The sequence below is a fragment of the Actinoplanes sp. NPDC020271 genome (assembly GCF_044388125.1).
GTDB lineage: Bacteria > Actinomycetota > Actinomycetes > Mycobacteriales > Micromonosporaceae > Actinoplanes.
Genome location: NZ_JBIRWQ010000018.1, coordinates 116,404 through 128,817 on the forward strand (window position 1 = coordinate 116,404; position 12,414 = coordinate 128,817).

Consider the following 12,414-nt stretch of genomic DNA (forward strand, 5'->3'; position numbering starts at 1 on the left):
GGATGACGCGGTCACCGAGCCGGTCGCCGTCGAGCCCGTCGCGGAGACGGTGGTGATCGAGACGGCCGAGACCACCGCGGTCATCGAGCCCGCCGCCGAGGTCGCCGAGCCCGCCGCCGAGGCCACCCCCGTCGACGAGCCGGTCGTTGCTGAGCGCGTCGTTACTGAGCCGGTCGACGAGCCGGTCACTGAACCCGTCATCGTCGCCGAGCCCATCGCCGCCGCGCCCGCCGCCGCGGCCGAGCCGGTCACCGCCCCGGAACCCGTCGTCGCCCCGGAGCCCGCCGCCGCGGCCGAGCCGGTCACCGCCCCCGAACCCGTCGTCGCCCCGGAGCCCGTGGCCGCCGCCGAGCCGGTCGCCACCACCGACGACCCCACGCCGGTCGGCGCCGAGGTCATCGAGGAGCCCGTCGCGGAGGAGGCCGAGGAGGCGTCCCCCATCGTCGAGCCGATCACGGTCGACGACATCGTCCCCGCCCCGGTGCACGAGCCGGACGACCTGACGAAGATTCCCGGCATCGGCCCGAAGGTCGCGATGGCGCTGGCCGCGGCCGGGATCACGACGTACGAGAAATTGGCCGGGACCGACGTCATCGAGCTGAAGCAGGCAATCGCCGCGGCCGGTATGCGTGGCTCGGCGAGCCTGATCACCTGGCCCGCCAGGGCGCGCGATCTGGCCGGCGCCGCCGGCTGACCGGATGGGTCCGGCCTCCTCCGGGTGGCCGGACCCATCGCTGTTGCCCAGGTCACGCGAACTTGACCCCGAAGAAGTAGCAAGTCAGGAGCGGCCCCGCCGATGTGAGGGGCTGTCCGGTTGCCAGCAAGTTCTTCAGGAGGTCCCGATGAGCACCATCACCGCCACCGCGTCGTCGACCGACAGCCACGCCGCCTGGGCGCGACTCCAGAACTCCCGCCGTCAGCTGGCGCAGGATCTGATCCCGGTGCAGGCCGACTCACGGACCATCACCGCTGACCGGGCCGCCGTCGCCGCGGCCGAGGCCGAGGTCGCGCGGATCGCCGGTCTCCGTAACACCCCCTCGGCCAAGGCGGCCGACGTCGCCGTGCAGGCCGAGAGCGCCGCGGTGGCGAAAGAGCGGACGGTCACCGAGACGAAGAAGGAACTGCCGTACGGTCGTTCCCTCGACGTGACGGTCTGACGGATCCCCGACATGCCGGATCCGGTGAAATCGGCACGTCTCCGCGTTTACTCGCGGAGCCGCCTCCAAGAGCACATCGGACCAGCTAGATCGCCGCACAACAGCCAGAAACCGACAAAGATCAACAACGGAAGGTCATCACTCAGGAACAGTTCGTAATCTTCCAGGGGTTCCGGCTCGGCCCCGAACGTCGCACCATGGACCAAGGGTGATGCGATGAGCGGGCGACGGCTGGCAGTTGTGGTGACGGTCGAACACCACGACGATCCGGTCCTGCGCAGATACGCGGTTCCTTCGGCGGATGTGCGGTCCCTCGCCGCCGTCGTGGGCGACCCCGGTCTGGGCGGGTTCGAGATGGAGTTCCTCCAGGACCCGGAGACCTGGCACGTCTACCAACGGCTGCAAGCCCTGTGCGACGGCCGGGCCGGTGACGACTGCCTGCTGGTCTACTTCCGCGGCATCCTGCTGACCGGGCCCAGCGGCGGCCTCTACCTGGCCACACCGGACACCGTCATGCAGCGACCGGCCGACACCGCGGTCGACGTGACCCGCCTCGACGCGCTGATCCATCGCAGTCTCGCCGGCCAGGTCATGATCGTCCTCGACGGGCGCACCGGCGGCCCGGTCGACGCCGGCGCGTACTTTCCCGCCGCCCGAGCCGCCGAGTCCCGCAGCCGCGTGGTCATCACCGCGGCCGCCCGGCCCGAGCCGCCCACCTTCGCCGGCCTGCTCGCCGACGGCATCCGGGGCGGTGCCGCCGACCGGGACCGCGACGGGTACGTCGGCATCGACGAAGTCTTCGACCACCTGCGGGAACGGGATCCGTCCGTACGCCATTGGGTTTTCGGAACCGGCCGCCAGCCGTATGTTTCCAAGGTCCGCAAGCCCGGCAGCGACCAGATGGGGTTGATCGCCGACCTCGCGTCGGCCGCGGCCGGCCACGACCTCGACCAGGCCGCGCAGGCCCGCGCCACGCTCAACCGGATGGCCACCGGCAACGACCGAGTCGCCGCCGCCGCTTCCGCGGCGTTGCGACGGACCTCCCTGCGCCTCACCCAATCCGCGATCGATTTCGGCCACGTCGCCCCAGGAACCCAACAATTGACAGTACGGGTCCCGCTCACCGGCCCGCCGTTGCTGGCAGCGTCCACGGTCGTCGTGTCCGGTGACGGCCTGCACGCGGCCATCGAAGGCGACCAGCTCCGGGTGTCGTGGTCTCCGACCGCGGGCCGGCTCGCGGGCACCGTCAGCATCGACGGGCCGGCCGGGTCCGCCCGGCTCACCGCATCGGGCGAGGTGTCGGACCCGGCGGCGCGCCCTGAAGTTCCGGGCGGCAGTTCCGCTCCGTGGCCCGGGCAACCCACGTCGGGGGCGCCGGTCACCTCCCAGCCCGTCTGGCCCGGTGCGCCGAGCGGCCCCCAGCCGAACTGGCCCGGAACCCAGCCGCCGGCGTCGACCCAGCCGAGTTCGCCGACGCCGCCGGGCCAGCCCCTGGCCTCACCGGCCTCCGGTCAGCCGTCGACTCCGGGTCGGCCGTTCACTGCTCCGGCACCGGCCCCTCAGGCCCCTGCGCCGCCCGGCCGATCCTTCACCCCGCCCGGCCAACCGGTGGCACCACCGAGGCCGCCCGGCGAGCCTTTCGCTCTGCCGACGTCCGGCGCCCCGACCGGCCGGTGGCCGGCCGCCGAGGACCGGCAGGCCGCGACGCCGCCGGACAATCCGACCCCAGCGCCGCAGGCGTCGCAGGACAGGCAGACCCCAGCGCCGCACGCGTCGCAGGACAGAGAGTTTTCGGCGATCCCGGATCAGGATCAGGCGCGCCCCTCGGCGACGGAGGCCGTGCAACCGCAGGGTCGACACCCGGAACGGGCCGGATCCACCGGAGACGCTGACACACGCCGTCCGGCAGCCGAGGCGGAGGTGACAGCACAGACGCCGCGCGGCCCCTGGTCAGGCACACCGCATCGCCCCGGCACCTCCTCCGGTCCACGATCCGGCACGGCCGCAAGGGACCAGTCCCCGCCGAGCGGCACCTGGTGGGCGCAGTCCGCCGAGGCCGGCCAGCGCTCCGGTCCGCCGTCCACCTCCGCGAGCGCGGCGTGGCCGTCCACCTCGGACACCGACGCCGAGCCGCAGGCAGCCCAGCCGGACACTGCCGCTCCAGAGCAACCGACCTACTTCGGCGCCGCCCCGGCGCAGGCAGACCAGCGGGACTTCGCTGCCTCGCCGCAGGCGGTCGCGTCCGACTCCAGCGCGCCGCCGCAAGAAGCTTCGCTCGACTCCATCGCGCCGCCGCAGGCGGTCGCGTCCGACTCCAGCGCGCCGCCGCAAGAAGCTTCGCTCGACTCCATCGCGCCGCCGCAGGTGTCCGAGCCTGCTGACACCGCCGTTCCCGAGGTGGTCGAGGCCGTCGACGGGGCGGGAGCAGAACCCGACGTGACGCCGGATGGCGAGGCGGCCGACGAGACGAGCCGAGCGGGTGCTACTGCGGGAACCACATCGGCGGACATCTGGCCCGGCTCGCCGGCCGAGCCGGACATCACCGCGGACAGCTCCGGCCCTTGGCCGACCTCGCCCAGAACCACGACCGCTGATCCGACGTCAGAGCTGCAGCCGGACCACGAGCAAGCGCCGGTGAGCCGACGACCGGACGACGAGCAAGCGCCGGTGAACCGGCCACCGGACGACGAGCAAGCGCCGGTGAACCGGCCACCGGACGACGAGCACCCGCCGGTGAACCGGCCACCGGACGACGCGCACCCGCCGGTGAACCGGCAACCGGACGACGAGCAAGCGCCGGTGAACCGGCCACCGGACGACGCGCACCCGTCGGCCAGTGAGCAGCCAGAATCGGACACCCGGTCCTCGAACGGCGCGCCAGCTGCGCCTGAGCCCGCGCCCACCTGGTCAGGTATCGCTCCTGCCTGGTCGGACGCGGCCGCCGGTGGCCCGGACCCCGCCGACGAGAACGGCCGTCCCATCAGCCAGGCCGAGACCGTCGGCGACCAGCCCGGCAGTGTTGCCGCCGGCACCGAGCTCACGGACGCCGACCTGCTGCAGGTCGAACCCGCTTCCATCAGTTCAACCTCGGAGAGCGGGTCCCGCAACGGCGTCGAGCGGGCCGGTGCCGAACCGGACGATGCCGAGGAGCACCCGGGCGCAGGGGTGGCCGCCGCTGCGGCCGGTGGCTTCGTCGGCAGTTGGCTGGCCGCACAGGCACTGTCGAGCCAGCCGAAGGACGAGGATCGTCCCGCGCCCGCCCCGAACGCCGGGAGCACGCCGGATGTCAGCGACCCGGTAGCAGCCGTGGAAACCGGAACTCCCGCCGGATCGTGGCCCGGGGATCAGGCGGCGGGGCGGAGCCCGTTCGAGCAGTCCCAGCACGGGTTCGGATGGCGGCCCGGGTCCGTGGGCCGCACCGCCCAGCAGCCGGGATCTTCCGCCCCGGCCCCCACCGAACAGAGCCCTGGCCCGGCCACATCCGGTCCGAGGCTCCCGATCCAGCGAGTCCCGGAGCATCACCAGCCGGCCTCGAGCGGTTCGCCGAGCCCGGGTCCGGAGACCGGGCAACAGCCGGTGGTGGCCGCGCAGGGCGGCGCAGGTCTCGGGGACGGGCGCTCGACGACTGGACCAGAGCCGGTCGACAACGTGCAGGCCGGCACGGACGTCACGGGACAACACCCCGAGACCACTGCGACGCCGGCCGATCAGCCGAGTTTCGCCCCGCGGTGGCCGGGTGCGACGACGCCGGGGGCGGGTCTTCCCGATGACCGGCCGGGAGCGACGACGCCGGGAGCCGGTTATCCCGATGATTGGCCGGGCGCGACGACGCCGGGAGCCGGCTATCCCGATGATTGGCCGGGCGCGACGACGCCGGGAGCCCGTTATCCCGGTGATTGGCCGGGCGCGGCCTCCGGGACATCTGGCGACCCGGACAGCACGGTGCCCGGGCACCCCCAGACGGACCAGCCCGGTGACCGGACTCGGCTCGGCGACCCGGCCGACCCCTGGGCGGCAACCGCGGCCGGAAGTTGGACCTACCCGGCCGAGCAGGGTGACGAGACAACCGTCGCGGGCGCCAACTGGCCTGCGACCGCAGCCCCGCCCGCGGGAGCGGCTGCCGCCCCGGGCCGGGCTGGAACCGGGGATGAACGCACTTGGCCGAGCGGCGTTCTCCCCGATGCGCCCACCGCGGGCAACGGATTCGCCGCGTCGCACGGCCCCACCGCCACGACCGGGCCGGGAACGGGGCTCGCCGGCACGAACGCAGACGCGAGCACGACCCAGTTCGCCGCCGCAGAGGAGCCTCGGGGCTTGGCCGGCCCCAGGGGATTCAAAGGACATGCAGGCAGCACAAACCTGCCCGGCAGTATGGCCGGCACGACCGGGCCGGGCGGTGTGCCGACCACGAACGGGCCGGGCGGCGCGGGCAACTTCGACGGGCCAGGTAGCGTCAGCGGGCCCGGAGTTGGTGGTGGGCTCGCGGGCTCGTCCTCCAGCCGGGTTTCGTGGAGCGGCCCGGACGACTGGGCTCAGGGCGCCGCCCTCGCCGGTTCCCCCGGCAGCCCCGGCCGGGCGGCGACCACCGGGCAGGGCGGCTGGCAGCAGAACGGTGGAAACACCACCTGGCCCACGTCGCCCGCCGGCTGGCCGGCCTCGCCGAGTTGGCAGCAGCCGCCCGGGGCGGCCGACACGACGTACGTCCAGAATCCGCCGCATGGCCGGCGGCGCCTCAGGGTGGCCGGGATCCTGCTGCTGGCGTTGCTTCTCGCCGGTGGTGCTTACCTCGGCATCCGCTGGACCGCCAGCCGGAACGGGCCCGGACCGGCCGCGGCACCGACGGCGACCGCGACCCAGCAGGAGTCCTCGCAGCCGTCCGCCGCGGCGAGCCCGTCGGCTCAGGCGCCCGTGGTGGCGAGCCTGCCCGTGCCGGTCGTGGTGGATTCGATCCCGGGCGTCGGGAAGGAGCCGGAGGGCGTCGTCGTCGCGCCCGACAACACCACCGTCTACGTCGCTGACCAGGGCGCCAAGGCGTTGTTCTTCGTCGACGCGGCCAGCAAGAAGGTCAGTTCGGTCGCGGTGCCGAACACGCCCCGTTTCCTGGCTCTGTCCCCGGACGGCTCGCGACTTTACGTCTCGATGTTCGAGAACGACTTCAGCGCGAACGCCCTGGCGGTCATCGACACCGCGAAGCGCAGCGTGATCGCGTCGGTGCCGACCGGGCCCCGGCCGTTCGAGCCGGCGATCGCGCCGGACGGGCGGGTCTGGCTGCCGATCCACAACGGGGCGCGGGTGGAGATCTACGACGGGCAGACGCTGGCGAGGCAGCAGCAGATCAGCGTGCCACCGAACCCGCACTGGATCGACTTCACGCCGGACGGCACGCGCGCGTTCACCTCGGATCACGAGTCCAGCAAGATGTCGGTGATCGACACGACGAGCCTGCGGGTGCTCGACAACATCTCGGTCGGGCGTTCGCCGCACAGTGTGGCCGTCACGCCGGACGGCAAGACGGTCGTGGTCACGAATTACGACGCCAACACCGTCGAGACCTACGACACCACGACGCTCGGGCTCATCCAGCGGTACACGGTCGGCAAGCTGCCGCAGGCGGTGATCGTCTCGGGCGACGGCGTCCATGCCTACGTGGTGAACGAGGGCTCGGACACGTTGTCGGTGCTGGACCTCAAGGATCGGAAGGTGGCGGCCACGGTCAAGGTCGGCGACAGTCCCCGGGTGGTCGCGTTGTCGCCGGACGGGCTGCGGCTTTACGTGACCGCGGGGCGGGACGGCGCGATCACGGTGCTGAAGGCGGCGGAGGGCTGACCGGTAGGCTCCGCGGATGCGTCTGCTGACCTTCAACACCCTGTTCACCGGGGATGTCCGGCTACGGCTGCGGGCGCTCGGCGAGATCCTGCGCGCGTCCGGTTTCGACATCGTCTGCCTCCAGGAGGTCATGTACCGGAGCAACGCGGCGCTGCTCCGGCGACACTTCCCGCACTCGGCGTGCGCGGGCACGGTCGTACTGAAAGGGGGTCTTGTCGTCCTGTCTCGTCGGCCGATCGATCGGTGGCGTTTCGTGCGGTTTCCGCTGGCCGGGCCGGCTCGCCCGGAGTTCCTCATGCGCAAGGGGGCGCTGATCGCGGAGATCGGTGGGCTGGTCGTGGTCAACACCCACCTGTCGGCGAACCGTGACGACGACTGGTCGCCGGGCAACCGTTACACGATCGTCGAGCGGGGTGAGCTCGGCGTGCTGGCCCGGGAGCTGGCCGCGATCGATCAGGCGCGCCCGGTGGTGGTCGCCGGGGACCTCAACCTCCCCCGGGAGGCCGCGGTGCTGGCTGATTTCCGGGAGCGTGCCGGGCTCGTGGACGCCATGGCCGGTGACACGCGCCCGACCTATCGCCCGTTGCCGCAATGGCCGCATCCACCCGCATTTGATCATCTCCTGGTGCGTAACGCCGGAATCGGGCACGCCGATCTGGTCCTGCAGGACGAGGTGGCCCTGCCCGGCGGGCGGCGTGCGCACCTATCCGACCACTTCGGAGTGACCGCGGAAATAGTTCTTTAGAAGGGTTTTCTGGCAGGGATCGCCTGGTAACTTCGCCGCATGGCAACGGAATCCGGCGTCGACCGCCTCAGACTCAGCAAGCTCGCCGAGCGTGAGCGGGCCGCTTTCGCCGAGCGGCACCCCCGCTCGGCGGCGGCCTACGGGCGCGCCGACCATCTCTTCGGGCGCGTCCCGATGACATGGATGAACAAGACCGCGGCCGGCTTCCCCGTCTACCTGAAGACGGCCCGCGGCAACCGGCTGACCGACCTCGACGGCAACGAGTTCATCGACTTCTGCCTGGGTGACACCGGTGCGATGGCCGGCCACTCCCCCGCGCCGGTCGTCGCCGCGGTCACCCGCCGGCTCGGCGAGCTGGGCGGCGCCACCACCATGATGCCGACCGAGGACGCCGCGGTCGTCGGGGCCGAGCTCGCGAGCCGGTTCGGGCTGCCGTTCTGGAGTTTCGCGCTGACTGCCACCGACGCCAACCGCTGGGCGATCCGGCTGCTGCGCGCGATCACGGGCCGGTCGAAGGTGCTGGTCAACAGCTATTGCTACCACGGCTCGGTGGACGAGTCGCTGATCGTCGTCGGCCCCGACGGGCACGGCCGCAGCCGCGAGGGCAACGTCGGCGCGCCGGTCGACGTGACCGCGACGAGCCGGGTCGCCGAGTTCAACGATCTGGCCATGCTGGAGCGCGAGCTGGCGCACGGCGACGTCGCCGCGGTGCTGATGGAGCCGGCGCTGACCAACATCGGCATCGTGCTGCCCGAGCCCGGCTATCTGGCCGGCGTCCGCGAGCTGACCAGGAAATACGGGAGCTATCTGATCAACGACGAGACGCACACGTTCTCGGCCGGGCCGGGCGGCGCGACGCGGTTCTGGGATCTGCAGCCGGATGTGCTGACCATCGGCAAGGCCATCGGTGGTGGCGTGCCGGTCGGGGCCTACGGTCTCTCCGCCGAGCTGGCCGACGCGCTGACCGGCCGCGGTGACCTCGACCTGGTCGACATGGGCGGGGTCGGCGGCACGCTGGCCGGCAACCCGGTGTCGATGGCCGCGACGCGCGCGACGCTGGCGGAGGTGCTGACCGAGGGCGCGTTCGCCACGATGATCGCCACGGCGACGGCGTTCGCCGAGGGCATCCAAAAGCTCATTTCGGCGTACGGGGTGCCCTGGTCCGTGAGTCGTCTCGGCGCACGGGTGGAATACCGGTTCGCCGACCCTGCCCCGCGCAACGGCACCGAGTCCGCGGCGAGTGCGGATGCCGAGCTGGAGGACTTCCTGCACGTCTACCTGACGAACCGTGGGGTGCTGCTGACCCCGTTCCACAACATGGCGCTGATGTGCCCGGAGACGACGCTCGACGACGTCGCCCGCCACCACGAGATCTTCGACGAGGCGCTGGCCGAGCTCACGGCCGGATGAGAAGCACCCGGTCCACGAGGTCAGGGTCGGGTGCGGAGGGCGATGTCACGAGGTCGACGGCGTGCGCGGTGGACGGAAGGTGAAGGCGTAGAGGCCGCGACGGCCGGCGGTGCACAGGTCGAGGCTGCCGGGGAGCCAGGCGCATTCGAAGAGCGGACCGTCCACGCGCATCGCGGCGATCGGCTGCCATGCCGGGCCGGCGTCCGACAGGGACCAGATCCGCAGGTCACCGGACGAGCTGGTGGTGGCCAGCCAGTGTCCGTCGCCGGAGACGGACCCGTGTGTCACTCCGGCGTCCGGGAACGAGGCGATGGTCAGCGGACGCAGTGTCCGTGCGTCGACGATCGCCAGGCCGGCATCGCAGATGACCATGAGTTGACCGGCGACCTGGTGGATCGTCCGGGCCTCGCCCGGGAGGGCCGGCGGCAGCGGCCGGAGGCGGTCCCGGGTGTAGTGCCAGACGGCGAGCTCGCCGGCCGCGTCGGCGATGATCATGCGGTTGCGCGGCAGGAACGCGGCGGCGCGGATCGCGTGGTCATGCGCCCGGCGGTAGACGTCCGGGCCGCTCACCGAGCGGATCTCCAGCTGGCCGGTGGCGTCCCAGCGGGCGAAGAGGTCCGTGGCCACCGCGCAGTCGACCGCTCCGGGGTGCACGGTGTCGGCCCAGCCGTCGCCGACGTCGCGGAGCAGCGCGGTGCCGGTGGCGCAGACGGCGACGAGCCAGGTGCCGTCCGGGCCGAACGTGCACCGGCGGACGGGCTCGTCCCAGCTCCAGACGGGCCGGCTCGTCGCGCCGGTCCACAGCCGGACGACGCCGTCCTGCCCGCCGGTCACCAGCGACACGGCCGAGTCCGCCGAGACGGCCACCGGGGAACGCGGGGCGACCGCGCACGAGTTGAGCCAGTCGACCGGGCCGCCCACCGTCTCCTGCACCAGGCGCGGCAGGTCCCACACCCGGGCCGACCCGTCACTGCCCGTGGTCACCAGCGTCCGGCGATCGGGGGCGATCGCGCACCCCGTGACCCAGCTCGGATGCGCCCGGACGACCGCTACCTCCTCCCCGTACCGGTCGAAGACCCGGACCGTCCCGTCCTCCCCGCCGCTGATGATCCGGTCACCGAACGCGGCCAGTGCGCTGACACAGCCCCGATGCCCGCCGAGCGTCACCGCCGCCCCGCCCCCGCGCAGCGGATGTACCCGCACCTCCCCGTCGATCCCGCCGACCGCAACCCACGCAGGGTCCAGAGCGAACTCCGTGACCCCGGCCTTCCCGCCCGCGACCAGCGTTTTCCGCCGCCCGCTGCGCATCTCGTGCCCGGACACCGCGCCTTCCTCGGTCACGGTGATCACCCGGTCGTCGTCGAGGAAGGCGCACCCGATCAGCTTCTCCCCGGCGTGATGCCCGAGGATCCGCCAGTTCCCGACCGCGTCGAGGACGATGAGTTCGCCGACCGCGCTGACCGCCGCGACCCGATGGCTGACCGGTGACGCCGCGCAGCCGAGGATTTCCCCGCCCGCGGTCCACAGCACGCGCCCCTGGCGGCGGGCGACATCCCACACCCGTAACGTTCCGTCGCTGCCGGCCGACAGCAGATGGCCGCCGTCGAACGTCACGGCGAGCGCCTTCACCGCTCCGACGTGCCCGGTGAACCGGGTGAGCGTCGTCCCGTCGGCCCAATCGTGGAGGGTGATCACCCCGCTGTCGCCGCCGGTCGCGATCCACTCCGGCCCGGGCGAGATCGCCACGCAGTCCAGCCATCCCGCGTCGCCGGCGATCACCCTGGTCAGGCTGTCCGGTCCGACGTCGGGCAGCGGCCGGCGCGCGACCAGTCCGGCCCGGGAGCGTTGGCCGGCGGTGAGTGCGGCGACGTCGGCGGCGAGTTCGGGCGCTCCGCCGAGGCGGGACAGCAGCACGTCGGTGAGCGCGTCCACGGGGCTGATCGGGTGCAGCAGGTGGGCGCTGCGGGACAGCCGTGCGCGCAGGGCGGTGGCGCGCGGGTCGGGCATCCGGGACAGGTCGGCGACGGCGGCCGCGACTCCGACGAGCGGGATCTGCACGGCGAGCCGCCGCAGGTCGGTGACGGCCGCGAACAGCTCGTCCCACCAGCGCGCTTCCTGCAGGTGGAACGCGAGGTGCCGCCACAGGTAGCGGTCGGTGGCCGGCATCGTCCACCACGGCCCGCCGCTGCGCGGGCGGGACATTTCCACCAGGCGGCGGTTCGCTTGCGCGATCTCCTGGTCGGGCAGGCGATTGCGGAGGTACGTCCGCAGCACCCCACTCATCCACAGCCCGGCCTTGTCCCGTTGCACGAGACCAAGGCGCGCGTACGCCGTACGCAATTCTTCTGCCGCGGAGGGTGACGTGCCGCCCGTGCCGGACCACAGCGCGTCGATGATCGGGTCGGGAACCGGCCCGCCCTCGGGAAAGATCCCGAGTTCGAGGAATCGCCGCCGATCCGCCTCGTCGAGCCGGTCCAGTGCGGCGCTGACCAGCCCGTCCACCGCTCGTTCGCGCTCGCCGGGCACGGTCAGGTCCAGCGCCACCCAGCCTCCCGCGCCGACCTGGTCGATCAGCTGGTGCGCGGCCACGCCGTCGCGCAGCATCCCGTTGGCGACGGCGGCGAGCAGCGCCCACCGCCCGGTCATCGCGAGCAGCGCGGTCAGGTCCGGCCGGGGCAGCCCGGGCCGGTCCCGGGTGAGCAGCGCGGTCGCGTCGTCGTGGGTCATCTCGCCGACGTCGATCCGGAACAGCCCGGGCGGGAGCGCCCCGCCGACCCGGGTGGTGATCAGCAGCCGGGCGCCGGCCCCGAGGAACGGCGTGAGCTGGTCCGCGGTCCACACGTCGTCGACGACCAGCAGCACCGGCGGGCGGCACCGCAGTTCGGCGGCGAGCCGGTCACCGGCCTGGGCCGGGGTGACGACGCCGGGCGGCGCCCCGGTCAGGTGCGTGACCAGGTCGGCGAGGACGGCGGCGAGGGCGGGGCCGGTGGCTTCCTGCCCGACGTGTGCCCAGAGGACCCCGCCGGGGAAGTGTCCGCGCAGGTCAGCGGTGACCTGCCGGGCCAGCGTGGACTTGCCGGTGCCGCCGAGCCCGTGCAGTGCGACGTTCCCGGCGAGCAGCCGTTCCCGCAGGCGGGCCTGAAGCGCGGAGCGTTCCACCAGGCCGTCGCCGGGGCCGGCCGCCATCCACGGCGCTTCGCGGGGACGCGGGACCGGCGCCGGGGGCACCGTGGGGTTGCGCCGGCGTCCGGCCCATCGCCGCCACCGTAAGCCGTC

Annotated in this window: 6 protein-coding genes; 5 read left to right on the top strand and 1 reads right to left on the bottom strand. The window is 73.0% G+C overall.

Annotation, left to right across the window (positions count from 1 at the left end):
• The 5 genes from ACH442_RS32160 to ACH442_RS32180 all read left to right on the top strand — a co-directional run.
• Positions 1 to 694 (top strand): helix-hairpin-helix domain-containing protein (locus ACH442_RS32160; RefSeq protein WP_396341890.1); only part of this gene is annotated, 694 nt, incomplete at its 5' end.
• A 148-nt stretch (positions 695 to 842) separates the two neighbouring features.
• The gene (locus ACH442_RS32165) at positions 843 to 1,157 is read left to right on the top strand and encodes a hypothetical protein (protein ID WP_396341891.1); all 315 of its coding nucleotides are present in this window, start codon (positions 843 to 845) and stop codon (positions 1,155 to 1,157) included.
• A gap of 216 nt (positions 1,158 to 1,373) precedes the next feature.
• Positions 1,374 to 6,983, top strand: a complete 5,610-nt coding sequence (locus ACH442_RS32170) for a beta-propeller fold lactonase family protein (RefSeq protein WP_396341892.1) — start codon at positions 1,374 to 1,376, stop codon at positions 6,981 to 6,983.
• Between the two features lie 16 nt (positions 6,984 to 6,999).
• Positions 7,000 to 7,728: an endonuclease/exonuclease/phosphatase family protein gene (locus tag ACH442_RS32175; RefSeq protein ID WP_396341893.1), complete on the top strand. Its 729-nt coding sequence runs from the start codon at positions 7,000 to 7,002 to the stop codon at positions 7,726 to 7,728.
• Between the two features lie 39 nt (positions 7,729 to 7,767).
• Complete coding sequence (locus tag ACH442_RS32180; RefSeq protein WP_396341894.1) at positions 7,768 to 9,138, top strand: transaminase; 1,371 nt, start codon at positions 7,768 to 7,770, stop codon at positions 9,136 to 9,138.
• A gap of 45 nt (positions 9,139 to 9,183) precedes the next feature.
• Here ACH442_RS32180 and ACH442_RS32185 read toward each other — a convergent pair whose 3' ends face one another.
• Positions 9,184 to 12,324, bottom strand: coding sequence for an NB-ARC domain-containing protein (locus ACH442_RS32185; RefSeq protein WP_396341895.1), 3,141 nt, complete (start codon positions 12,322 to 12,324; stop codon positions 9,184 to 9,186).
• Positions 12,325 to 12,414: the final 90 nt, after the last annotated feature.